Origin of the sequence: Actinosynnema sp. NPDC002837 (assembly GCF_040295345.1) — a bacterium.
Lineage (GTDB): Bacteria > Actinomycetota > Actinomycetes > Mycobacteriales > Pseudonocardiaceae > Actinosynnema.
Genome location: NZ_JBEOVG010000034.1, coordinates 19,345 through 42,958 on the forward strand (window position 1 = coordinate 19,345; position 23,614 = coordinate 42,958).

Genomic DNA, 23,614 nt, shown 5'->3' on the forward strand with positions numbered 1-23,614 from the left:
TCCTACGATGAGCGCGGTGCGGAGGTCTTCCGGCAACGCTCCTCGAGCCGGGCGCACCGTGCGCCACGAGCATGTGACGAGAGGTGACCCGCTGACCGGGACCGGCGGGAAGGCGGTATGAAGCACGACTTCGGTGCCACGACCGCGGTCATCCGGCGACGTGCCGACGTGGTCATCGACGTCGGCATTATGTGGCCCGGCGTTCTCGCGACCGTCCACCCCGGGGTCGAGCTGCGGGCCGGCGGACTCGTCGTCGTCAACTGGTTCGCCAGGTCCCTTGTGCCGTGGTCGGCGGTCGACTCGGTCGTGGTCGACGACCGCCTCGCCTTGGTGCTGCGCGACGGTCGACGGGTGAACGTCGCCGCCGGCGTGCGTTTGTCCGAAGTGGACGTAGAGCGGTCGTCACGTGGTGACTCCTCGTCACCACTCAACCGTGGCGGCCCGTCACGCTTCGACACCCGTCCGGGCGGGGTGCCCTCGATTAGCGTCGGAAGCCGAGCAGCCACCGCGCGGAGGTCCGGAAGATGCGCCCACGACTACGTCCCGACGTGCGGTACGTGAAGAGCCCGGACGGGGTGTACGTGAGCGGCTTCGCCGGGGCGTGCACGTTGACCGGCAGCGCCGGCTACGAGTGGCTCGACCGGCTCGCGCCGTTCCTCACCGGCGAGCACGTCCTCGAAGACCTGGTGGCGCCGCTGGCGAGCGAGCAGCGGGACGTGGTGGAGCACCTCGTCCGGTCGCTGCACGAGCAGCGGTTGCTGGTCGACGCGGCGGACGACGCGCCGCACGCGCTCACCGACGAGGAGCAGCGGGTCTACGAGTCGGAGATCGCCTTTATCCGCTACGCGACCGACTCCGCCGAGCACCGGTTCGAGCGGTTGCGCTCCGCGCGCGTCACCCTCCTCGGCGGCGGACCGGTGCTGGCGGCGCTGCTGGGAGCGGGGCTGCGCTCGGGGTGGCGGCGGGTGGCGGTGCGGACCGGCGACGACGCGGAGAGCCTGCGCGCGCTGGCACGCGGTGCGGTCCGCGACGGCAAGCAGGACGTGACCGTCGAAGGGGGACGGGGGCTGCCGGACGACACCGACCTCCTGCTGTGCGTGTCCGCCCGCCGCGACGACCTGCTCGCCGCCGCACGCGCCAGTGCCCGGTCGGGCGTGGCGATCGGGCAGGTGCTGGTGGGCGGCGACGAGGCGTGGGTGACCGCGGTCGGCGCGCCGGACGTGGTCGCGGCGGAGTCGTGCTGGCGGCGGTTGGGCGCGTGGCGCGGCGAGGGAACCGACGAGGGCCTGCTGACGGGACCGGCTCCGGGCGCGGTCGCGGCGCACCTGGCGTTCGCCTCCTTCCGGCACCTGACGGGCTCGGCCGCCGCGGTCGAACCGGAGTTGACCCGGATCGACCTGCGGGACCTGAGCGCCCGCACATGCCGGCCACTCCCGTACGCGGTGACCGGGCAGGTCCGGCTCGACGCCGAGATCGAAGCGGACGGGTTCACCGAGCGGCTCCGGAGGTTGGTCGACGAACGGGTCGGCGTGCTCGGCCGGCTGGACGAGGACGACCTGCCGCAGGTGCCGCTGGCGGTCTGCCGCGCGTCGGCCTCCGACCCCGAGTCGGTGTTGCCCGGCTGGGTCGGGGCATCCGAGGTGACGGGGTGGGGCGCCGACCGGGACGAGGCCCGGTGGCGTGCCGCGCTGGCGGGCTTGGCGACCTACGGCAGCCTGGTCGACGCGCGCGGCGGCGAGCGGCTCGACCTGCTCACCGGCGCACCGTGCCTGGTCGCGCCGATCGAGCCCCACGTCCCGTACCGGGCGCCGGTCGGCGTCGCCGCCGGTCGGACGTGGGGTGACGCGGTCGCGGCCGGGCTCCGGGCGCACTGCGAGCTGCTGCTCGCCGAACGCGAGGGGGAGCGGCGCGACCTCGCCGCCGTGGTCCGGGAGACGGGCGACGAGCGGGCGGCCGAGCTGCTGCGGTTCCTGCGCGCCGCGGCCGTGGACGTGGAGGCGACCGACCTCGGCTGTGCGCTCGGCGTGCCCGCCTTCACCGTGGCGGTGGCCGGCGCCTCGGTCACCACGTGCGCGACCACGGTCGCCGAGGCGCTGCGCGACGGGCTGGAACGCGCGGTGCTGCACTGGCAGTGCGGCCTGCCCGTGGACGCGGCGACCACGAGGTGGACGGCCGAGGGCGACCGGTCCGCGCCCGCCGACGACCCGCGCTGCCGCACCCTGGCCGCCGCGTTGCGCCGCGCCGGACGCCCACCGGTCGCGGTGCCGCTGCGGGTGGACGACGACGTGCGCGGCCTCGCGCCGTGCCTGGTCCGGGTGGTGGTCGACGGTGACTGACCTCCTGCTGGTCGACCCGGTCGTCGCGTCGCGGCCGGAGCGCGACCGGGTCGTGGTGTCCGTGTCGTCCGCCCCGGGCCGACTGCGCGCGGCGTTGGCCGAAGCGCTGGGCGACCGCCTGACCGAGGGCGTGCCCGTCGCCGGCCGCCGGCTCCCGGTCCGGGTGGACGGTCCGGTCGTGCTGATCGGGCCCGCGGCCGTGCCGCCCGCGCCCGGCTGCCCCACCTGCGCCGAGCGCCGGCGTGACGGCAACCGCGCCGACCGGCTCGGCCGGGCCGCGTTGCGCGCCGAGTTCGGCGACGACCCGGTGGACGCGCGGTCCCCACTGGTCACGGCGGTGTCCGCGCACGCCGTCGCCGAGGTGGTGGCCGACGAGCTGCGCCACCTCGACCGTGCCGACGGGCAAGCGCGCACGCGGGGCGCGCTGCTGAGGTTCTCCCTGCTCACCTGCCTGTTCACCCGGCACGCGGTCCTGCCGGACCCGCTGTGCCCCGACTGCGCCGACCTGCCCGACGACACCCGGTCGGCCGCCTGGATCCACCGCCGGCCACTGCCCGAAGCGGACACCGGGACGTTCCGCACGCGAGCGCTGACGGGTCGGTGGGACGAGCTCGTCAAGTCCTATGTGGACAGCGAGACGGGGCTGATCGGCTCGCTCGCCGCCGGTTCGCCGTACGGCATCCCGACCGCGACGGCCCGGCTCGGCCCGCCCCGCCCGGGCGGCGGGGAGCGGCACGGCTACGGCCGCAGTGGCGACTTCCGCACCGCGCGCCTCACCGCCGTCACCGAGGCGTTGGAGCGGTACGGCAGCCTGCGCCCGCTCGGTCGCCGCACGTCGGTCCACGCGCCCTACGCCGAGGTCGCGGACCGGGCGATCGACCCGCGCGAGCTTGGCCTGTACCCCGACGACTGGTACGACCGGCCCGGTTTCCCGTTCGCCCGCTTCGACCCGGCCCGACCGCTGGCCTGGGTCTGGGGCTACTCCTTCCGGCGCGCCGAACCGGTGCTCGTGCCGGAGAGCTACGCCTACTACGGCAGCCGGACCGCCGAGCAGGACACCCGCCTGGTCTACGAGTGCTCCAACGGCTGCGCGCTCGGCGGGTGCCTTGAGGAGGCCGTCTTCCACGGCCTGCTGGAGATCGCCGAGCGCGACGCGTTCCTGATGACCTGGTACGCCAGGCTTCCCGCGCCCCGGCTCGACCTCGACGCGGCGCGCGACCGGCGCATCCCGGTGCTCGCCGAGTTCGTGCGCCGCCGCCGGGGCTACGACGTGTCGGCCTACTCGATCACGCTGGAGCAGCGGGTGCCCGCGGTGCTGGTGCTGGCCGTCGACGCGCGGGACCGGCCCGAGGTGCCGTTGCACGGGTGCAGCGCGGCGGCGCACCCCGATCCGGAACGCGCGTTGCACGCGGCCCTCACCGACGCCGCCGCGGGCATCGGCACCCGCCTGGGGCGCTTCGACGCCGACGGCGCGGCGAAGATGGTCGCCGACCCCGACGAGGTCCGCGAGATGCGCGACCACGCCCTGCTCTACGGGCACCGCGACACCGCCGGCCGGTGGGGCTTCCTCGACGACCGCTCGGCCGTGCCGCCGGCCGACCTGGCCGCGCGGACCGCCTGGCCGCGCCACCACGACCTGGGCGACGACCTGGCCGAGCTGGTCCGGCGCTACCTGGACACCGGGCTGGACGTCGTCGCGGTCGACACGACCACGTCGGAACAGCGGGCGGGCGGCTTCGCGTGCGCCAAGGTCGTCGTGCCGGGGACGCTGCCGATGACCTTCGGCCACCGGTACCGCCGCACGCACGGCCTGCCGCGCCTGTCCACCGTGCCCCGACTGCTCGGCCACCGCTCGACGGACCTGGCGGCCGAGGAGGTCAACCCGCACCCCCACCCGTTCCCCTGACGTGCCGGGAGGAGCCGTGTCCGGTTCCCGAGTGATCGCACCGGGTTCGCAGCCCGCCGTCGTGCCGGGCGAGGCGACCCGCCGCTACCTGCGCGCCCTCGCCGAGCGCGGGCGTGAGCCGGTCGACTGGACGGCCGCGCCGCCGACGTACAAGCGCTACCGGTACGCGGGCCGCGTCGTGCTGCCCGCGCGGGAGCCCTCACCGCACGGCGACCTGCTGCGCGGCCTGCTCGGCGTGACCCGCGCCGAGTGGTCCCACCGCCGCGTGCGGCTCAAGCGGCCCGCGCCGTCGGGTGGCGCGCTGTACCCGATCGAGGCCTACGTCGCGCTCGGCGAACCCGCCGGGCTCTACCACTACGACGCCGCGCACCACGCCCTCGACCTGATCCGGCCGGGGGACCACCGGCCGCTGCTGCACGCGTCGCTGACCCGTCACTCGGCCGGTGTGCCAGACGTGGTCGTGGTGCTCGCCGCGGTGTTCTGGCGCAACGGCTTCAAGTACAAGGAGTTCGCGTATCGCCTGCAGTGCCAGGAAGTCGGCGTGCTCAGCGCGCAGGCACTGGCGCTCGGCGAGCGGCTCGACCTCGACACGGCGGTGCACCTGCGGTTCGACGACGCGGCCTGCCAGTGGCTGCTCGGCCTCGACCCGACGCGGGAGGGCGTGCTGGCCGCGCTCACGTGCACGTCCGGCAACGCGGTGCCGCCGGGCGACCCGCCACGACTGCCCGCCGCCGTCGAGGAACACCCACCGCCCAGCGTGGTCGACCGGCTGCCCTGCCTGACCGCGCTGCACGCGGCGTCGGCCGCGCCGCACCCCGGTGTGCTGCCCGTGCCGCGGCAGGCGTCGCCCGGTGCGGTCGTGCGCCTGCCCGCGGCACGTGCGGTGCGCGTCGCCGACGCGCTGCCGCTGCGGGCGTCACCGGAAGCCGGGTTCCTGCCGCGGCACATCACCGCGGAGGCGTTGGCGACCGTCCTGGCGCACGCCGCCGCCGGTTATCCGGGCGACCTGCCCGGCAGCCACGACGAGCCGGTCACGGTGGCGCCCTACGTGATCGTCCAACGGGTCGCGGGCATCCCTCCCGGCGGCTACCGGTACGACCGGTCGACCGGCGCCCTGGTCGCCGCGGGCGGCACGGGGGACGTCCTGTCCGGCCGCCTGCAACCGAACACCCGCCTGTCGTTGTCGGAAGCGGCGGCGGTCGTGGTGCCGGTGGGCGACCAGACGACGGGCAGCGCCACGTTCGGCGACCGCTGGTACCGGTTGCAGCAGGCCGAGGCGGGACTGGTCGTGCACCGCGCCACCCTCGCCGCGACGGCGTGCGGTCTCACCGCCCGCATCCACTCCGACGGCACCAACGCGTCCACCGACGCCGTCCTCGGCCTGACCGGTCCGCTGCACGCGTTGTCCTTCCTGCTTTTGGGGACGCCCCGACCCGGCGTCACGGTGACCGGACCGCTCGGCTGACTACCCGTGGCGCACCAAGCGGTTCGAGCGGGTCACGGCCGGGTGACGGAGGACCGCCGTGGCGTGACGGCGACGACCACGAGGCGTGCGGGCCGCGAGCTCGGCCCGCGCAACCCGCACGAGTGGTTTGGGGCGGGATACCGGATCGGGCGTGCTGCACTGGACGAGGTGCCCGGGAACCGTTCGGGCACAACGATGATCCCTATTCTGGAAGTGATCCCATGACTGTCTCCAAGCCTGTGCTGAACTTCGACGACCTGCTGGTCGAGACGATCGGTGTGGTGCCCGCGGCGGGTCCGGAAGAGCTGGTGCAGGGGCACGGGCTGACCGAGCTCGGCGCGTCCAGCGAGGAGTGCGACGACGACTGCGACCGCGGCGGCAGCTGTGGGGTCGTCGCCTGACCGGACAGCGGATCCGGGTGAGCTGATCGGCGCGGGGGTGCGGGAGCCCTGAGGTTGCCGCATCCCCCGTCGGTGCGAGGTCTGGAGGAACCCTTGCCGCACGAAGCAGTCACCGATCCCGGGCCGGGCCCGGCCGGGTTCGAGGTGGGCGGTGTGTTCGGCGTGCGGGTCGGTGGCGCGCCCGTGGCCGACCTCGAAGCGCTGCGGTGCGGGCGGGCGTGGGCGGCGGCGGAGGAAGTCGTTGCGCTCCAACGGTGGCTGAGGGACGAGGGCGCGGCGTTGTCCGACCTGCTGCACCCGGTGATCGGGCGTTGCGCGGACGAGGACCGGCCGCTCCTGGTCGCGTTGCGGCGGGCGGTGTTCCAGGGCAAGCGGCCGGCCGGACGGGTGTGGTCGGTGCGGCGGTCGTTGCCCGAGGGCATCCGGGCACGGGTGGAGCACTGGGCCGACGCGCTGGTGCGGGCCGGTGACCTGACCGCGGGGGTGCCGGCGGCGCTCGCCGCCGACCAGGCCGCGGCACGGGAGGCGGTGCGGGTGGCGGCCGGGCGGGACGCGTTCCGGTTCGCCCTCGTGCTGGGCAGCCCGGACCTCACGCGGGAGGCGTCCCGGTGGCTCGACGACGGGGTGGGGCCGCGTCCCCGCGCGGTGGCGAGCCTGGCGAAGTACCTGGCCCGCGCGGCGGCCAAGCCGAGCCCGTACGCGTCGTTCACGGTGAGCGGGCTGGGCGGGTGGGGGAGTGCCGGCCCGGCGGTGGCGACCTCGGGCGACCTCGGGTGGCGCGGCGTCGTGGAGCTGGACCGGGCGGCGGTGCTGGCGCTGTGGTCCGCCCTGGCCGGGCGCCCGGAGCTGCGCGACCACGTGGGCCTGCGGGTCAACCCCTCGGTCGAACGGGAAGGCGACCGGTGGTGGTTCCTCGGCGCCGGCCCCGACGAGCCGGTCGTCTCCGTGGCGGACGCCGTGCGCGACGTCCTCGACTTCGTCCGCACCACACCGGCACCCACCATCGGGTCGCTCGGCCGCCACCTGGCCCCGGCGCCCGACGACCGGGTGCCCGACGACCGGGTGCGCGACTACGTGGACCGACTGGTGTCCTTGGGCCTGCTGGAGGCGCGGCGGCCGTTCCCGGACCAGTCCGCCGACCCGTTGGACCACCTCGCGCGCTGGGTCGAGGCCCACGCCGCCGGATCACCGTGGCCGGGGCGACTGCGGGACCTGCGCGCGGCGGTGGCCGGCTACGGCACGTCGACCGCGGCGGCGCACCGCGTCGAGCGCTCGCGCCTCGTCCGCGACCTGCTCGACGCGCTGCTGACCGCCCTCGGCCGGCCGCCGTGGTCGCCGGACCGGCCCGTGCTGCTGGAGAACGCGGTGCTGCCCCGACCGGTGGTCGTCTGCTCGCGCGAGCGGTGGCGGCCGGTGCTCGAGGACCTGGAGGCCATCCGCGGCTTCCTCGGCGTGATGGACCGCTCGCTGCCCGTCAAGCTCGCGCTCGCCGAGTTCTTCCGCGCCACGTTCGGCGCGCGGGCCAGGGTGCCGTTCCTGCGGCTGTACCGGGCGTACCGAGCCGATCCCGGCCCGCGGACCACCCCCGTGTCGTGGCGGGCCGTCGCCGCGGGCCTGTACGGCGACGACGACGGCGTCCGGGAGACCGTGTCGGTCGACCCGCAGGTGCTCGCGAAGCTCGCCGCGTCCTGGCCCGCGCACGTCCGCGCGCCGCGCTCGGTGTGCTGCTACGGCCAGGAGCTGCCGGGCCCGGACGGACCGGGTTTCGTGCTCAACACCGTGCGCACCGGCTACGGCTGGGGCATCACCCGGGTCGAGCACCTGCTCACCGCCGCCGGCGTCGTCACGCCCGCCCGCGCGCCCGTGCCCGGCCCGGACGTGGCCCTGGCCGAGTGCCGGGCCGCCTTCGGCTCGCAGCTCAACCAACGCGCGGCCGCGGTGCCGCACGTCATCGACTACCCCGGCGGCGAGCCGGGCGGACGTCCGCTGACCGACCTGTGGGTCCGGCAGGACCCGACGAGCGGCCGGCTGCTGCTGTGCGACGACGGTGGCCGCGAGGTGCGCCCGCTCGCCCTGGGCATGCTCGTGGAACGCGCGCTGCCGCCGGCGTTGCGGTTCCTGGTGGCGGTGTTCGGCGAGCCGCAGACGGCGTTCGCGCCCAACCCGGCCTGGGACGACGTCGGCTGGCGCGCCCCGGTCGACGGCGTCCGGCGCAGGCCGCGGCTGGCGGTCGGGCGGGTCGTGGCGGTCCGCGCCGGGTGGCGGGTGCCCGCCGCGCACGTGCCCGTCCGGGCGAAGGGCCGGTCGGACGCGGACTTCCTGCTGGAGCTGGCCCGCTGGCGCGGCGCGCACGGCCTGCCGCGCCGGTGCTTCGTCCGCACGACCGGCCGTCGCGACGCGTCGCGCAAACCGGTCTACGTCGACTTCGCGAGCTGGTTCCTGCTGCCCTCCCCGCCGCGCGGCGCCGACACCGACGTGATCTTCGAGGAAGCGCTGCCCGACCCGGCGGACGCACCGCGGCACGGCGGGCACGGGCGCCGCGTCACCGAGTACGTCTTCGAGCTCTCCACGACGGACCGGCATGGCTGAACCGGTCCGCCACTGGGTCGCCGCGCACGTCTTCCACCGCGGCGACCAGGACCTCCTCGTCACCGGGGCGATGGCCCCGGTGTGCGAGGAGCTGACCCGGGCCGGTCAGGTCGCCGGCTGGTTCTTCCTCCGCTACTGGGAGGGCGGACCGCACGTGCGCCTGCGCCTGCTCGCCAGGGCCCCCGCGGCCGGCATCCGGTCGGCGGTGGTGCGGTCGTGCGCACGGCACCTGGCCGACCACCCGTCGCCCCCGGACGGCTGGTCCCAGGGCGACTACGAGGCCGTCGCCCGCCGCCGCGCCGAGGGCGAGCGCCTGGCCAAGTGGGACCGGCGGCTGCGGGCGGTCGACACCGTGGAGTTCATCGCCTACGAGCCCGAGCACCACGCGTACGGCGAGGGCCGGGCGTTGCGCGCCGTCGAACGGCACTTCGCCGACTCCAGCCGCATCGCCGTCCACCTCCTGGCCGCACCTCCCGAGCGGCGGGCGGGCGCGGCGCTGGCCATGCTCACGCTCGCCCTCGCGGTGTGCGAACCCGACCTGGAAAGGGCCGCCTCCCGCTTCGCCGCGGTGCGGACCCGGCTGCCGTCACCGCGCCACCACGCGGACCGCCGTGACGACCTGCGCGAGCAGACCCGGCGGCTGTGGGAGCACGCGTCCTCCGACCCCGCCGACCTCGCGCGCGCCGACGTGCTCGGGGCGTGGTGGCGGTCGATCCGGGTCCTGCACGCGACCCTGACCGGGCTGCGGGCGCGGGGCGACTTCGCGCCAGTGGACGCGCTGTCGCCGTTCGCCGGCCTGGCGCGGGCGCTGCGACCCGACGACCCGGTGGTCCCGTACGTGGTCCTGCGCTGCGCGCACCTGCTGTGCAACCGCCTCGGCCTCTCGGCGGCCACGGAGGCGCGACTGGCCTCCCTCACCGCCCGAACGCTGTCCGAACTCCCCGATCACCACGACGAGGTGGCACCGCTGTGACCGTCGACGCCGAACCCTCCCGCCCGGACACCCGCACCACGTGGCACAGCCTGCACGTCTACTACTACGACCCGGACAAGGACCGGCTCATCCTCGACGCGGTCCGCCCCGTCTTCCAGCACCTGCGCTCCCGCGTGGCCGGCCTCTACCTCGCCCGGCACTGGCGCCAGGGCCCGCACCTGCGCCTGTTCGCCAAGACCGACCCGGACACGTGGGCGCGCGTGGTCCGGCCGCGCATCGAGGCCGTGGTCGGCGAGTACCTGGCCGCGCACCCGTCCACGACCGAGCCCGACCTGGCGCACGACCTGGCCCAGCACCGGCTCCTGGCCCGGCGCGAGAAGGAGCACGGGCCGCTGGTGCCGTGGTTCCCCGACAACTCCATCCACGAGCAGCCCTACGACACCAGGCCGCACGTGATCCGCAGCGCGGAGACCGGCGAGCTGATGGCCTCCTTCGCCTCCGAGAACACGAACCTGCTGTTCCGGATGCTCGACCAGGTCCGCGCCGGCGCCGACGCCAAGGAGCTGATCGCGCTGGAGCTGATGCTGGCCACCACGGTGACCGCGTGCCCGCCCGTCACGGCGGGCTTCGCGTCCTACCGCTCCCACGCCGAGGGGTTCCTGCACTCGTGCGCCGACCCGGACGCCGTCCGCGCGGCGTTCGACGCGCACTACGAGGCGCACCGCGAGACCCTGGTCGCCCGCACGCGGGCCGTGCTCGCCACCCTGGAGGGCGGTGCGAACCGCACCCCGTACGCCCGCCGGTGGGCCGCCCGGTGCCACGACTACGGCCGGCGCGTCGAGCCGCTGATCGCGCAGGACCTGGTCTTCCCGCCGATACCGGCCGAACCGCCCGGCGCCCGGCCGCGGGCCCCGATGCACGCGCTGATGTTCGGCAACCGGGCCTACCGCGAGGCCGTGTTCCGCAACCCGGACTTCCTCCGCTACCGGTTCCTGCTCAACTGCACGTACCTCCAGATCAACCGGCTCGGCCTGACCCCGTTCCAGCGCTTCCGCACCTGCCACGCGGCGGCGAACGCGGTGGAGGAGATCTACGGCATCTCCGCCGTGGACACCATCCGGACCTACGTGGAGTTCCACCCGAACCCGACCGCCTGACGGAGCCCGCCGCCGTCCTCCGGCCGCCGCGCCGCGTGCCTCCGTTCGGCAGGCGAAGGGTGCTCGTGTTCACAGGACCGGTGTGATCACGGGCGTGCCCCGGGGCCTGTCCCGCTGGATATTGGAATCGGATGGTTCTACCGTGGGTTACAGGTGTTCTGACCGAGCGTGACCGGTTTCGGTGGGTGGGCCGTCAGGGTGAGGGCGGCGCTGTGGGGACGTTCACGAGGGGGCCGGGATGGGGCATTCGGCAGATCGGTCGTGGTCTCGGCAGAGCAGGGACGCTCCGCTGTTCGAGGCGTTCCTGCCGTTGGGGCGAAGAGAGGTCGTGCCCGTCGAGCACGTCGACGCGGCCACGGGGTCGCCGTGCGCGGCCGACCGCGCGCTGCGCCTGCTGGTGGTCGGGCGCGACTGGGTCGGCGCGATCCGGTGCGCCGAAGAGGCGTTGGAGGACGAGGACTGTCGCAGCCGCGAGGTCTGCGTCGCACGGGCGCTGTCGACGTTGATCTACGGCGGTGAACTGGTCACCGCCGACGCGCACAGCCTGCTCAACGCCGACCGGCCGGAGGTCTCCGGCGTGGTGGCGCTGCTCCAGGCGCGCATCGCCCGGCTGTTCGGCGACGTGGAGCGCGCGCACGCGCTGCTCGGCCGGCTGATGTCGGCCGACACGCAGCTCGAGACCCGCCTGGTCGCCGCCGGCTGGGCGGTGGAGCTGCTGGCCGAGTGCGGCGACGCGGCAGGCGCCCGCGCGCTGGCCCGGGAGCACCGGCTGGACGAGGCGCTGGACGCCGGCGTCGCGTGCCGCCCGGTGCTGCTCGCCGCACGCGGCGCGATGGCGATGGCGGACGGGCGGCCCGGTCTGGCGGTGGCCCAGTACCTGGGCTGCGGGCGGGAGCTGATCGCGCGCGGCGTGGCCAACCCGGCGGTGACGCCGTGGCGCAGCGAGGCGGCGCTGGCGGCGTTCTCGGCCGGGCGGGACCAGCTCGCCGTCGCCCTGGCGCGGCAGGAGTACGAGGCCGCCGTGCTGTGGGGCGAGTCCCGCACGGTCGGGCGCGCGTTGTGCGCCCTGGCCGTCGTGGACGCCGACGGCCAGGAGGTCGAGCGCCTCAGCGAGGCCGGGCAGCTGCTGGAGCTGGCGCAGGCGTGGCCGGAGCTGGCGCGGTCGCACTACGAGCTCGGCATCCGGCTGGCCGCGCGCGGCGACGTGGTGGGCGCCCGGCAGCGGTTGCAGTGCGCGTACCGGCTGGCCCGGCAGACCGGCAACCCGCAGCGGGCGCAGCTGGCCGAGCGCGCGCTGGCCGCCGTCGCCGCGCCGCCGCGCAGGCCGGCGTTGACCCGGCAGCAGGCGCGCATCGCCGAACTGGTGGTCGCAGGATACTCGAACAAAGAGATCGCGACGAAACTGTTCCTGGCGCTGCGCACGGTCGAGTTCCACCTTTCCAACACCTACGAAAAACTCGGCGTGACCGGCCGCGACGAGCTGCGCGCGGCACTGGAGCACTACGCCTGAGGCACTACCCCGTCCGCCCCGCGTCCCATTAGGCGACGCGGGGCGGTGACGTGGGTCACAAATTGTCGGTCGCGAGTTTGCGGGTCGACCGTAGTATCCGGGCGCAACCCTTGTCGGCGTCGAAGCGGCCGTGCCAGCATCGATCCCGTGTGAATGAGCGTGTCCCACACCGACAATTCCGATAAGTCGTGGATCGGGACCGGCGCAACTCATCGCGAATGTGACGAAGGGTTAACGCGAGCCATGGCCGAAGAAGCCGATCTGGCGGCGCAGGTGAAAGCGCTCGCCGCGCGCGTCGACGAGTTGGAGCAGGCGCGGGCGCTGCACGAGCTGCGCAACCGCCTGCCCCGGTTGATCAACGACGGCGCGTGGGGGAGCGTCGGCGAGCTGTTCACCGAGGACGCGCACCTCGACTACGGCGAGGTCGGTCGGGCCGACGGCCGCGCCGCCATCGCGGAGTACTTCGCGGGACTGCCCGCCCGGATCGACGCGGACAACCCGGTCGCGTCCGGGGTGCTGGTCAAGCAGTTCGTGCACGGGCACGACGTGGAGGTCCGGGGCGACCGGGCGAGCGGCGTGTGCTTCTTCGAGGAGAAGGTCGTCTTCGACCGCGAGGCGTACCTGGTAGCGGGCAAGTTCACCGACTCGTACGCCCTGGTGGACGGCCGCTGGCTGTTCGACCGGATCACCCTCACGCCGTACTGGGTGATCCCGCACGACCGCGGCCACGGCCGCTGACCGCAGTCGCCCGAGGGGGAGGGTCCATGCTCCAGCAGAACACCACCAAGCGCATCGGCTACTGGCTGCTCCTGCTGCACCAGGCGTTCGACGCCGCGACCACGACCGCGTTGCGGGACGTGGGGATCGACCGGCGGCAGTGGCAGGTGCTGCACGCCATCACCATCGGGGTCGGCACCGTGCCGGCGATCGACGAGGCGTTCGCGCCGTTCCTCGTGGCGGACCGCGAACAGTCCTACCGGCCGGTCGTCGAGGATTTCGTCGCGCGCGGCTGGGCCGAGTTGGACGGCGACGCGATCACCCTGACCGAGGCGGGCGCCGCGGCGCACGCGAGGGCCGAGGTGCTGGTCAACGCGCACGCCGACGAGCAGTTGCGCGGCATCACGCAGGAGGAGTTCCTCGCGGCCAACGACGTGCTGCGGCGGATCGCCGAGAACATGCGGGACAACGGCTCGCTCTGACCGTTCAGGTCGATTTTCCCCGGAATTGTTTCCGGGGCGGTCGAACCTGCCCGGAGCACGGTCGTGTGGGAAAACGGGGATGGGGGTCCTACCGTGCGAAAAGTGCTGATCGCCAATCGCGGCGAGATCGCGGTGCGCGTCGCCCGCGCGTGCCGCGACGAAGGACTGGAATGCGTGGCGGTGTACGCCGAGCCCGACCGGGACGCGCCGCACGTGCGCCTGGCCGACGAGGCGTTCGCGCTGGGCGGCGACACCCCGGCGACGAGCTACCTCGACATCGACAAGGTGCTCGCCGCCGCACGGGAGTCCGGCGCGGACGCCGTGCACCCCGGCTACGGCTTCCTGTCCGAGAACGCCGGGTTCGCGCAGGCCGTCCTGGACGCCGGGTTGACCTGGATCGGGCCCTCGCCCGACGCGATCCGCGCGCTCGGCGACAAGGTGCAGGCCCGGCGCATCGCCCGCGAGGTGGGCGCGCCGCTGGTGGCGGGCACGCCCGCGCCGGTCGACGGGCACGAGGAGGCGGTCGCGTTCGCCGACGAGCACGGGCTGCCGATCGCGATCAAGGCGGCGTTCGGCGGTGGCGGCCGCGGCCTGAAGGTGGCCCGGACCCGGGCGGAGATCCCCGAGCTGTTCGAGTCGGCGGTGCGCGAGGCCACCACCGCGTTCGGGCGCGGTGAGTGCTTCGTGGAGCGCTACCTGGACCGGCCGCGGCACGTGGAGACGCAGTGCCTGGCCGACCGGCACGGCACCGTCGTGGTCGTCTCCACCCGGGACTGCTCGTTGCAGCGCCGCCACCAGAAGCTGGTCGAGGAAGCGCCCGCGCCGTTCCTCACCCCGGAGCAGAACGCCGAGCTGTACCGGGCGTCCAAGGCGATCCTGGCGCACGTCGGGTACGTCGGCGCGGGCACGTGCGAGTTCCTGGTCGCCCGCGACGGGACGATCTCGTTCCTGGAGGTCAACACGAGGCTCCAGGTCGAGCACCCGGTGACGGAGGAGGTCACGGGCGTCGACCTGGTGCGGGAGATGTTCCGGGTCGCCCGCGGCGAGCGGCTGGACGACGTGGACCCCGTGCCGCGCGGGCACTCGCTGGAGTTCCGGCTCAACAGCGAGGACCCCGGTCGGGGCTTCCTGCCCGCGCCGGGCACGGTGACGCGGTTCGCGCCGCCCTCGGGGCCGGGCGTGCGGCTGGACTCCGGCGTGGAGAGCGGCACGGTCGTGCGGCCCGCGTGGGACTCGCTGCTGGCCAAGCTGGTCGTCACCGGCGCGACGCGCGGGCAGGCGCTGCGCCGGGCGGCCCGCGCGCTGGCCGAGTTCCAGGTCGACGGCGTGCCGACCACGCTGCCGTTCCACCGCGCGGTGGTGGACGACCCGGCGTTCGCGGGCGAGCCGTTCGCGGTGCACACCCGGTGGATCGAGACCGAGTTCGACAACCGCGTGCCGCCCTACGACGGCGAGCCGCACGAGGAACCGGCCGCCGCACCGCGCGAGACGGTGGTGGTCGAGGTGGGCGGCCGTCGGCTGGAGGTGTCGCTGCCGTCGCCGGCGCCCGCCGCGCGCGGACCCGTCGCCACGGCGGTGCGCAAACCGCGGGCGGCGGCGCGCAAGGCCGCCGCGACGGGCGACGAACTGGTGTCGCCCATGCAGGGCACCGCCGTGAAGGTCGCCGTCGAGGAGGGCGGGCGGGTCGCCGCGGGCGACCTGGTCCTGGTCGTCGAGGCGATGAAGATGGAGCAACCGCTGCTCGCCCACCGGGCGGGCGTCGTGCGCGGCCTCACCGCGAAGCCGGGCGACGCGATCGCCGCCGGCGCGGTCGTCTGCCGGCTCTCCGAATGAAGCCTTCCACCCCCGAGGAGGGGACTGTGTACGCATCGGTCGTTGTCGTGGGCGCGGGACCCGCGGGTCTCATGCTGGCCGGCGAGCTGCGGTTGGCGGGCGTCGACGTGGTCGTGCTCGAACGGCTGCCCGAGCGCACCGGCGAGTCGCGGGGCATCGGGTTCACCATCCGCACGATGGAGGTGTTCGACCAGCGCGGCCTGCTGCCGCGGTTCGGCGGGATCGAGACGGGCACGTTCGGGCACTTCGGCGGCATACCGCTGGACCTCGGCGTGCTCGGCGCGGCGCGCGAGTCGGCGAAGACCGTGCCGCAGCACCGCACCGAGGCCGTGCTGGAGGGCTGGGTGCGCCAACTGGGCGCGGACGTCCGGCGCGGCACGGAGTTCGTCGGGTTCGAGGAGGACGCCGACGGCGTCACCGCGCACGTCCGCGGCACCTCGGAGACGGTGCGCGCCCGCTACCTCGTCGGGTGCGACGGCGGTCGCAGCACGGTGCGCAAGCTGGCCGGGTTCGACTTCCCCGGCACGGACGCCACCACCGAGCTGCTGATGGCCGACCTGCGCGGCATCGACATCGAGCCGCGGATGATCGGCGAGCAGGTGCCCGGCGGCATGGTGATGACGGCGCGCCTGCCCGACGGGACCACGAGGGTCATCGTGGGCGAGCGCGGCACCCCGCCGCGCCGCCGCACCGGACCGCCGGCGTTCGCCGAGGTCGCGGAGGTCTGGAAGCGGCTCACCGACACCGACATCTCGCAGGCCGAGCCGGTCTGGGTGAGCGCGTTCGGCGACGCGGCCCGCCAGGTCACCGAGTACCGCCGCGGCCGCGTGCTGCTCGCGGGCGACGCCGCCCACGTGCACCTGCCGGCCGGCGGCCAGGGCATGAACACCGGCGTCCAGGACGCGGTGAACCTGGGCTGGAAGCTGGCCGCCGTCGTCAACGGCACGGCGCCGCCGTCCCTGCTGGACACCTACCACGCCGAGCGGCACGAGGTCGGCCGCCAACTGCTGGTGAACACCCGTGCGCAGAGCACGTTCATCCTCGGCGGCGCGGAGGTCGCGCCGCTGCGGGAGGTGTTCGCCGAGCTGCTGCGCTACCCGGAGGTGCAACGCCACCTCGCGGCCCGGGTGAGCGGCCTGGACATCCGCTACGACGTCGGCGGCGGCGAGAACCCGTTGCTGGGCCTGCGGTTGCCCCACCTCGACCTGACCCGCGGCCACCACCGGACGAGCGGCGCGGAGCTGCTGCGCCGGGGCCGGGGCGTCCTGCTCGACCTCGCGGACAACGCCGTCCTGCGCCGACGGGCGGCTCCCTGGGCCGACCGGATCGACGTCGTCACCGCGACCGCGGCCGACGACCTCCCCGGCGGGACCACGGCGGTCCTCGTCCGGCCCGACGGCCACGTGGCCTGGGCCGCGCCGGGCAGTCACCACGACCTGCCGACGGCCTTGGACCGCTGGTTCGGACCGGCCGGCTGACCAGGAGGAGGACCGATGCACAGCACCTTGATCGTGGCCCGGATGGACCCGGGATCCGCGGGCGACGTCGCCGCGCTGTTCCGGGAGTTCGACGAGAGCGACATGCCGGGCCGCATGGGCACCCGCCGGCGCCAGCTCTTCCACTACCGCGGCCTGTACTTCCACCTCCAGGACTTCGACGACGACCACGGCGGCGAGCGCATCGAGGAAGCCAAGGGCGACCCGCGCTTCGTCCGGATCAGCGACGACCTGAAGCCGTTCATCGAGGCCTACGACCCGAAGACGTGGCGCTCGCCCGCGGACGCGATGGCGAGCCGGTTCTACCACTGGAGCACACCGTGACCAACCGTCGAGTGGTGATCACCGGGGTCGGCGTCACCGCCCCCGGCACACCGGGCGTGAAGAACTTCTGGGACCTGCTCACCGCGGGCCGCACCGCCACCCGCCGCATCTCGTTCTTCGACCCGTCGCCGTTCCGCTCCCAGGTGGCGGCCGAGGTCGACTTCGACGCCGAGCTGCACGGCCTCGGGCCGCAGGAGGTCCGGCGCATGGACCGGGCCGCGCAGTTCGCCGTCGTCACCGCCCGCCAGGCCGTGGAGGACAGCGGGCTGGAGTTCTCCTCGGTCGACCCCGGCCGGGTCGGCGTGACCATCGGCAGCGCGGTCGGCGCGACGATGGGGCTGGACCAGGAGTACCGGACGGTCAGCGACGGCGGTCGGCTGGAGCTGGTCGACCACCGCTACGCCGTGCCGCACCTGTACAACTACCTCGCGCCCAGCTCGTTCGCGACGGAGGTCGCCTGGGCGGTCGGCGCGGAGGGTCCGAGCACGGTCGTCTCGACCGGCTGCACGTCGGGCCTGGACGCGATCGGCTACGCCACCGACGTGATCCGCGAGGGTTCGGCGGACGTGATGGTCGCGGGCGCCACCGACGCGCCGATCTCGCCGATCACCGTGGCCTGCTTCGACGCCATCAAGGCCACCACGCCGCGCAACGACGACCCCGAGCACGCCTCGCGGCCGTTCGACGCGAGCCGCAACGGGTTCGTCCTCGGCGAGGGCGCGGCGGTGTTCGTGCTGGAGGAGCTGGAGAGCGCCCTCGCCCGCGGGGCGAAGGTGTACGCCGAGGTCGCCGGGTACGCGACCCGGTCCAACGCCTTCCACATGACGGGCCTGAAGCCGGACGGCCGGGAGATGGCCGAGGCGATCCGGGTCGCGCTGGCGCAGGCGCGGCTCAACCCGGAGGACATCGACTACGTCAACGCCCACGGTTCGGGCACCAGGCAGAACGACCGGCACGAGACGGCGGCGTTCAAGCGGAGCCTGGGCGAGCACGCCTACCGGGTGCCGGTCAGCTCGATCAAGTCCATGGTCGGCCACTCGCTGGGCGCGATCGGCTCGATCGAGGTCGCCGCCTCGGTGCTGGCCATGCAGCACGACGTGGTGCCGCCGACGGCGAACCTGCACGACCCGGACCCGGAGTGCGACCTGGACTACGTGCCGCTGGTGGCCCGGGACTGGAGGACCGACGCGGTGCTGTCCGTGGGCAGCGGCTTCGGCGGCTTCCAGAGCGCCGTGGTGCTCACCGACCCGGGGCGGGTGCGGTCGTGAGCGTCGTCGTCACGGGCCTCGGCGTGGCCGCGCCGACCGGGCTCGGGGTGGACGCCTACTGGGCCAACACCCTGGCCGGCGCCGGCGCGCTGGACCGGATCTCCCGGTTCGACCCGTCGAGCTACCCCGCCCGGCTCGCGGGCGAGATCCGCGACTTCGTCGCCGAGGAGCACCTGCCGGGCAGGCTGCTGCCGCAGACCGACCGGATGACCAGGCTCGCGCTGGTGGCGGCCGACTGGGCGTTCGCCGACGCGCGGCTCGTGCCGTCCGAACTGGCCGACTACGACATCGGCGTGATCACCGCCAGCCACTCCGGCGGCTTCGAGTTCGGCCAGAACGAGCTGCGGGCGCTGTGGAGCAAGGGCGGCCAGTACGTCAGCGCCTACCAGTCGTTCGCCTGGTTCTACGCGGTGAACAGCGGCCAGATCTCCATCCGCAACGGGCTGCGCGGCCCGAGCAGCGTGGTGGTGAGCGACCAGGCGGGCGGCCTGGACGCGGTCGCGCAGGCCCGCCGCCAGATCCGCAACGGCACGTCGGTGGTGCTGGCGGGCGCGGTCGACGCGTCGATCTGCCCGTGGGGCTGGGTCGCGCAGCTCACCAGCGGCCGGCTCAGCGAGCACGACGACCCGCGGCGCGCCTACCTGCCGTTCGACGAGGACGCCGCCGGGCACGTGCCGGGCGAGGGCGGCGCGCTGCTGGTGCTGGAGGACCAGCAGCACGCCACCGCCCGCGGCGCGCACGTCTACGGCGAGATCGCCGGCCACGCGTCCACTATGGACCCGCCGCCGGGCAGCGACCGTGCGCCGACGTTGCAGAAGGCGATCCAACGCGCGCTGGCCGACGCGGGCGCCGTGGCCGACGAGATCGGCGTGGTGTTCGCCGACGCCGCCGCCGTGCCCGAGCTGGACCGGGCCGAGGCGGAGGCCGTCACGAAGGTCTTCGGCCCGCGCGGCGTGCCCGTGACCGCGCCGAAGACCGGGACGGGTCGGCTGTACTCCGGCGCCGCGCCGCTGGACCTGGCCGCCGCGCTGCTCTCGCTGCGCGACGGCGTGATCCCGCCGACGGTCAACACCCGCCCGTCCGAGCGCTACGAGCTGGACCTGGTGACCGGCGCGCCGCGCCGCGCGGACCTGAAGGCCGCGCTGGTGATCGCGCGCGGGCACGGCGGGTTCAACTCCGCGGTCGTCGTCCGCGCGCCCGAACCGACCTGAGACTGCCGAGAGGAACCACCATGTCCGTGAAGTTCACCATCGACGACCTCAAGCGCATCCTCCGCGAAGGCGCCGGCACGGACGAGGCCGTCGACCTCGACGGCGACATCGCCGAGAGCGACTTCGAGGAGCTGGGCTACGAGTCGCTGGCGCTGCTGGAGACCGGCGGTCGCATCGAGCGCGAGTACGGCATCTCCCTCGACGAGGACGCCCTGGCCGACGCGCGCACGCCCGCCGCCCTGGTCGACCTCGTCAACTCCCACCTCGCCGCCCAAGCGGTCTGAGCACGAAGGAAAACCCATGACGGACAACGGAAAGGTCGCGCTGGTCACCGGCGCGACGAGCGGCATCGGCCTGGCGACCGCGCGGCTGCTCGCCGAGCAGGGTCACCGGGTCTTCCTGTGCGCCCGCGGCGAGGAAGCGCTGCTGCGCACCGTCAAGGACCTCCAGGACGAGGGCCTCGACGTGGACGGCACGACCGGCGACGTGCGCGAGAAGGACGACATCCGCCACGTCGTGCGGGCCGCCGTCGACCGCTACGGCCCGATCGACGTGCTGGTGAACAACGCGGGCCGCAGCGGCGGCGGCGTGACCGCCGACATCGAGGACGACCTGTGGCTCGACGTCATCGCCACCAACCTCACCAGCGTCTTCCTGGTCACCCGCGAGGTGCTCAACACCGGTGGCATGCGCGGCAAGGACCGCGGCCGGATCATCAACATCGCCTCCACCGCGGGCAAGCAGGGCGTGGTGCTCGGCGCGCCGTACTCGGCGTCCAAGCACGGCGTCGTCGGGTTCACCAAAGCCCTGGGCAACGAGCTCGCGCCGACCGGCATCACGGTCAACGCGGTGTGCCCCGGGTACGTGGAAACCCCGATGGCGCAACGGGTCCGGCAGGGCTACGCGGCGGCGTACAGCACCACCGAAGAGGCGATCATGGAGAAGTTCACCGCCAAGATCCCGCTCGGCCGGTACTCCACGCCCGAGGAGGTGGCGGGCCTCGTCGGCTACCTGGCCTCCGACACGGCCGCCTCGATCACCGCGCAGGCGCTCAACGTCTGCGGCGGCCTGGGCAACTTCTGAGCAGCACCGACCGAGGAGGACACCCATGACCGGCTTCCCGGTCCGCGAGGTCGAGCACGAGATCACCGTGCAGGCGCCGCCCGCGGACGTCTACCGCATGCTCGCCGAGGTGGAGAACTGGCCGCGGCTGTTCCCGCCGTCGGTGTACGTGGACTGCGTGGAGCGCGAGGGCAACCGCGAGCGCATCCGGATCTGGGCCACGGCCAACGGCGAGCCGAAGAACTGGACCTCGCGCCGCGAGCTCGACCCGGACAACCTGCGCATCACCTTCGCCCAGGAGGTGTCGTCGCCGCCGGTCGCGGAGATGAGCGGCACCTGGGTCATCGAGCCGCAGGGCGAGCAGACGCGGCTGCGGCTGCTGCACACCTACCGCGCGATCGACGACGACCCGGAAGGGCTGGAGTGGATCGACCAGGCGGTCGACCGCAACAGCAAGGCCGAGCTGCCGTCGTTGAAGGCGAACGTCGAGCTGGCCACCAGGACCGCGGAGCTGACGATGTCCTTCGTGGACTCGGTCACGATCGACGGCGCGGCCAAGGACGTGTACGACTTCGTCAACGACGCGGGCCGGTGGACCGAGCGCCTGCCGCACGTGGCGTCGGTGACGTTGACCGAGGACACGCCCGGCTTGCAGGTGCTGCGGATGGAGACGCTCACCAAGGACGGCTCCGCGCACACCACCGAGTCGGTCCGGGTCTGCTTCCCGCACCACAAGATCGCCTACAAGCAGACCACCCTGCCCGCGCTGATGACCTTGCACACCGGCTACTGGACGTTCGAGGAGGACGAGCACGGCGTCACCACCGCGTCGTCCCAGCACACCGTGATCATCAACCCGGACACCATCGCCAAGGTCCTCGGACCGGACGCGGGCGTGGCCGAGGCGAGGACGTTCCTCCGCGACGCGCTGGGCAACAACAGCCGGGCGACGCTCGGCCACGCCAAGGCCTACGCGGAACAGCGGCGCTGAGGCGATGGACACCGACGTCGTCGTGGTCGGGGCGGGCCCGGTCGGCCTGCTGCTCGCGGGCGACCTGTGCGCGAGCGGCGCGCGGGTCACCGTGCTGGAGCGGCTGACCGAGCCCACCACCGAGTCCCGAGCCTCGACCCTGCACGCCCGCACCGTGGACGTGCTGGCCGAGCGGGGCGTGCTGGAGGCGCTCGGCGGGCTGCCGCCGGGCGGACCCGGCCACTTCGGCGGACTCCGGCTCGACCTCACGGCGGCCGACCCGGGTCACCGCTTCGCCGGGCAGTGGAAGTGCCCGCAGGCCGGGCTGGAGCGGGTGCTGGGTGAGCGGGCGGTCCGACTGGGCGCGCGGGTGCTGCGCGGCCGGGAGCTGACCGACCTCGTCGAGCGGGAGGACCACGTCGTCGCGGTGGCCGGTGCCGACCGGATCACCGCCGCGTACCTGGTCGGCTGCGACGGCGAGGAGAGCACCGTGCGCGTCCTCGCCGGGTTCGACTTCCCCGGCCGGGACGCCACGCTGGAGATGCTGCGGGCCGACGTCAAGGGCGTCGACCTCCCGGACCGGCGGTTCGAGCGGCACCCGAACGGCCTGGCCACCGCCCACCGCTGGCCCGACGGCAGCACCCGCGTCATGGTGCACGTGTTCGGCTCCACGCCCGCGGCGCGGTCGGGTCCGCCCGCGTTCGCCGAGGTCGTCCGGGCGTGGGCGGAGGTCACCGGCGAGGACATCGGCGGCGGGCGGCCCACGTGGCTCAACGCGTTCGGCAACACCAGCCGGCAGGCCGCGACCTACCGCCGGGGCCGGGTGCTGCTCGCGGGCGACGCGGCCCACCGGCAGATGCCGGTGGGTGGCCAGGCGCTCAACCTCGGCCTCCAGGACGCCGCCGAGCTCGGGCAACGGCTGTCGGCGCGGCTCGCGGGCGACGACGACGGCCAGCTGGAGCACTACGACGCCGTCCGGCACGCCGCGGGCGCCCGGACGCTGACCAACATCCAGGCGCAGGCGCTGCTGCTGCTCGGCGGGCCGGAGGTGGAGCCGCTGCGCGAGGTCTTCGGCGAGCTCATGCGCTTCGACGCCGTGCAGGCGCACCTCGCCGGGATGGTCAGCGGCCTCGGCACGGCGCCCGCACCACAGCACACACCTCAGGAGAGGACCACCATGGGCAAGCTCGAAGGCAAGACCGCGCTGGTCACGGGCGCCAGCCGGGGCATCGGCCGGGCCACCGCGCGGCGGCTGGCCGAGGAGGGCGCGCTGGTCGCCGTCCACTACGCGAGCAACGACGAGGCCGCGGCCGAGACCGTGGCGCTCATCGAGAAGGACGGCGGCCGGGCGTTCGCCGTGCGGGCGGAGCTGGGCGTGCCCGGCGACGTGCACGAGCTGTTCCTCGGCCTGGAGCGGGGGCTGCGCGAGCGCACCGGCGCCACCACGTTGGACATCGTGGTGAACAACGCGGCGGCGCAGACCGCGGCGGGCCTCGCGCCCGAGGACGTGACGCCGGAGGACTTCGACCGGCTGATGGCGGTCAACGCCAAGGCGCCGTTCTTCATCGTGCAGCGCGCGTCGGAGTCGCTGGCCGACGGCGGGCGGATCATCAACATCTCGTCCGGCGTCACCAGGGTCGCCAACCCCGAGCAGGTGGCGTACTCGATGAGCAAGGGCGCGATCGAGCAGCTGTCGCTGCACATGGCGCGCCACCTCGCGCCGCGCGGCATCACGGTGAACTCCGTCGCGCCGGGCATCACCGACAACGGCAGCCCCGTGTTCGACATCCCGGAGGCCGTCGAGGCGATGTCGCAGCTGTCGGCGTTCAAGCAGGTCGCGAAGGCCGACGACGTCGCGAACGTGGTGGCGTTCCTGGCGACCGAGGACGCGCGCTGGATCACCGGCGCGTTCATCGACACCAGCGGCGGCACCCTGCTGGGTTGAGATCGGGG

At 74.4% G+C, this 23,614-nt stretch carries 20 protein-coding genes; all 20 read left to right on the forward strand.

Features of this window, described 5'->3' with window-relative positions:
* The first annotated feature begins 117 nt into the window (after positions 1–117).
* The 20 genes from ABTZ99_RS22890 (at position 118) to ABTZ99_RS22985 (ending at position 23,606) form a co-directional block, all read left to right on the forward strand.
* Positions 118–561 (forward strand): hypothetical protein, encoded by a 444-nt coding sequence (locus ABTZ99_RS22890; protein ID WP_498781803.1) that lies wholly within the window; start codon positions 118–120, stop codon positions 559–561.
* Positions 525–2,336 carry a hypothetical protein gene (locus tag ABTZ99_RS22895; RefSeq protein WP_499613726.1) on the forward strand — a complete coding sequence of 604 codons (1,812 nt, stop codon included), beginning with the start codon at positions 525–527 and terminating at the stop codon, positions 2,334–2,336. The genes ABTZ99_RS22890 and ABTZ99_RS22895 overlap by 37 nt, the downstream gene beginning before the upstream one ends.
* Positions 2,329–4,242 (forward strand): TOMM precursor leader peptide-binding protein, encoded by a 1,914-nt coding sequence (locus ABTZ99_RS22900; RefSeq protein ID WP_499613729.1) that lies wholly within the window; start codon positions 2,329–2,331, stop codon positions 4,240–4,242. Before ABTZ99_RS22895 ends, ABTZ99_RS22900 begins: the two co-directional genes overlap by 8 nt.
* 16 nt (positions 4,243–4,258) lie before the next feature.
* Positions 4,259–5,707: a SagB family peptide dehydrogenase gene (locus tag ABTZ99_RS22905; RefSeq protein ID WP_499613732.1), complete on the forward strand. Its 1,449-nt coding sequence runs from the start codon at positions 4,259–4,261 to the stop codon at positions 5,705–5,707.
* Positions 5,708–5,928: 221 nt separating this feature from the next.
* Entirely contained in the window at positions 5,929–6,108 is a 180-nt protein-coding gene (locus ABTZ99_RS22910; RefSeq protein ID WP_499613734.1) for a hypothetical protein, read from the forward strand.
* A gap of 93 nt (positions 6,109–6,201) precedes the next feature.
* Complete coding sequence (locus ABTZ99_RS22915; RefSeq protein WP_499613737.1) at positions 6,202–8,697, forward strand: lantibiotic dehydratase; 2,496 nt, start codon at positions 6,202–6,204, stop codon at positions 8,695–8,697.
* The gene (locus ABTZ99_RS22920; protein ID WP_499613740.1) at positions 8,690–9,670 is read left to right on the forward strand and encodes a thiopeptide-type bacteriocin biosynthesis protein; all 981 of its coding nucleotides are present in this window, start codon (positions 8,690–8,692) and stop codon (positions 9,668–9,670) included. Before ABTZ99_RS22915 ends, ABTZ99_RS22920 begins: the two co-directional genes overlap by 8 nt.
* On the forward strand, positions 9,667–10,788 hold the full coding sequence (locus ABTZ99_RS22925; protein ID WP_499613742.1) for a thiopeptide maturation pyridine synthase: 1,122 nt from the start codon (positions 9,667–9,669) through the stop codon (positions 10,786–10,788). The genes ABTZ99_RS22920 and ABTZ99_RS22925 overlap by 4 nt, the downstream gene beginning before the upstream one ends.
* Before the next feature lie 238 nt (positions 10,789–11,026).
* Positions 11,027–12,298: a helix-turn-helix transcriptional regulator gene (locus ABTZ99_RS22930; protein WP_499613745.1), complete on the forward strand. Its 1,272-nt coding sequence runs from the start codon at positions 11,027–11,029 to the stop codon at positions 12,296–12,298.
* A 243-nt stretch (positions 12,299–12,541) separates the two neighbouring features.
* A complete protein-coding gene (locus ABTZ99_RS22935; protein ID WP_498781819.1) occupies positions 12,542–13,036 on the forward strand; it encodes a nuclear transport factor 2 family protein in 495 nt (164 codons plus the stop codon).
* A 26-nt stretch (positions 13,037–13,062) separates the two neighbouring features.
* On the forward strand, positions 13,063–13,497 hold the full coding sequence (locus tag ABTZ99_RS22940) for a winged helix DNA-binding protein (protein WP_498781821.1): 435 nt from the start codon (positions 13,063–13,065) through the stop codon (positions 13,495–13,497).
* A gap of 93 nt (positions 13,498–13,590) precedes the next feature.
* Positions 13,591–15,330, forward strand: coding sequence for an acetyl/propionyl/methylcrotonyl-CoA carboxylase subunit alpha (locus ABTZ99_RS22945; RefSeq protein WP_499613751.1), 1,740 nt, complete (start codon positions 13,591–13,593; stop codon positions 15,328–15,330).
* A gap of 26 nt (positions 15,331–15,356) precedes the next feature.
* Positions 15,357–16,808, forward strand: a complete 1,452-nt coding sequence (locus ABTZ99_RS22950) for an FAD-dependent monooxygenase (RefSeq protein ID WP_499613754.1) — start codon at positions 15,357–15,359, stop codon at positions 16,806–16,808.
* A 15-nt stretch (positions 16,809–16,823) separates the two neighbouring features.
* A complete protein-coding gene (locus ABTZ99_RS22955) occupies positions 16,824–17,150 on the forward strand; it encodes a TcmI family type II polyketide cyclase (RefSeq protein ID WP_498781827.1) in 327 nt (108 codons plus the stop codon).
* Entirely contained in the window at positions 17,147–18,418 is a 1,272-nt protein-coding gene (locus ABTZ99_RS22960; protein ID WP_499613758.1) for a beta-ketoacyl-[acyl-carrier-protein] synthase family protein, read from the forward strand. Before ABTZ99_RS22955 ends, ABTZ99_RS22960 begins: the two co-directional genes overlap by 4 nt.
* Positions 18,415–19,629 (forward strand): ketosynthase chain-length factor, encoded by a 1,215-nt coding sequence (locus tag ABTZ99_RS22965; protein WP_499613761.1) that lies wholly within the window; start codon positions 18,415–18,417, stop codon positions 19,627–19,629. The genes ABTZ99_RS22960 and ABTZ99_RS22965 overlap by 4 nt, the downstream gene beginning before the upstream one ends.
* 20 nt (positions 19,630–19,649) lie before the next feature.
* Entirely contained in the window at positions 19,650–19,913 is a 264-nt protein-coding gene (locus tag ABTZ99_RS22970; RefSeq protein ID WP_230568304.1) for an acyl carrier protein, read from the forward strand.
* Positions 19,914–19,929: 16 nt separating this feature from the next.
* The gene (gene fabG / locus ABTZ99_RS22975) at positions 19,930–20,712 is read left to right on the forward strand and encodes a 3-oxoacyl-ACP reductase FabG (RefSeq protein WP_499613764.1); all 783 of its coding nucleotides are present in this window, start codon (positions 19,930–19,932) and stop codon (positions 20,710–20,712) included.
* Positions 20,713–20,737: 25 nt separating this feature from the next.
* Positions 20,738–21,682, forward strand: a complete 945-nt coding sequence (locus ABTZ99_RS22980) for an aromatase/cyclase (RefSeq protein ID WP_498781835.1) — start codon at positions 20,738–20,740, stop codon at positions 21,680–21,682.
* Positions 21,683–21,686: 4 nt separating this feature from the next.
* The gene (locus ABTZ99_RS22985; protein WP_499613767.1) at positions 21,687–23,606 is read left to right on the forward strand and encodes an SDR family oxidoreductase; all 1,920 of its coding nucleotides are present in this window, start codon (positions 21,687–21,689) and stop codon (positions 23,604–23,606) included.
* Positions 23,607–23,614: the final 8 nt, after the last annotated feature.

What these genes read in the sequence shown, in the direction of transcription:
- ABTZ99_RS22940 (WP_498781821.1), top strand. Translation starts at nt 13,063, where the DNA reads ATGCTCCAGCAGAACACCACCAAGCGCATCGGCTACTGGCTGCTCCTG.
- ABTZ99_RS22955 (WP_498781827.1), top strand. Translation starts at nt 16,824, where the DNA reads ATGCACAGCACCTTGATCGTGGCCCGGATGGACCCGGGATCCGCGGGC.
- ABTZ99_RS22980 (WP_498781835.1), top strand. Translation starts at nt 20,738, where the DNA reads ATGACCGGCTTCCCGGTCCGCGAGGTCGAGCACGAGATCACCGTGCAG.
- ABTZ99_RS22895 (WP_499613726.1), top strand. Translation starts at nt 525, where the DNA reads ATGCGCCCACGACTACGTCCCGACGTGCGGTACGTGAAGAGCCCGGAC.
- ABTZ99_RS22930 (WP_499613745.1), top strand. Translation starts at nt 11,027, where the DNA reads ATGGGGCATTCGGCAGATCGGTCGTGGTCTCGGCAGAGCAGGGACGCT.
- ABTZ99_RS22920 (WP_499613740.1), top strand. Translation starts at nt 8,690, where the DNA reads ATGGCTGAACCGGTCCGCCACTGGGTCGCCGCGCACGTCTTCCACCGC.
- ABTZ99_RS22935 (WP_498781819.1), top strand. Translation starts at nt 12,542, where the DNA reads ATGGCCGAAGAAGCCGATCTGGCGGCGCAGGTGAAAGCGCTCGCCGCG.
- fabG (WP_499613764.1), top strand. Translation starts at nt 19,930, where the DNA reads ATGACGGACAACGGAAAGGTCGCGCTGGTCACCGGCGCGACGAGCGGC.
- ABTZ99_RS22985 (WP_499613767.1), top strand. Translation starts at nt 21,687, where the DNA reads ATGGACACCGACGTCGTCGTGGTCGGGGCGGGCCCGGTCGGCCTGCTG.
- ABTZ99_RS22970 (WP_230568304.1), top strand. Translation starts at nt 19,650, where the DNA reads ATGTCCGTGAAGTTCACCATCGACGACCTCAAGCGCATCCTCCGCGAA.
- ABTZ99_RS22890 (WP_498781803.1), top strand. Translation starts at nt 118, where the DNA reads ATGAAGCACGACTTCGGTGCCACGACCGCGGTCATCCGGCGACGTGCC.
- ABTZ99_RS22910 (WP_499613734.1), top strand. Translation starts at nt 5,929, where the DNA reads ATGACTGTCTCCAAGCCTGTGCTGAACTTCGACGACCTGCTGGTCGAG.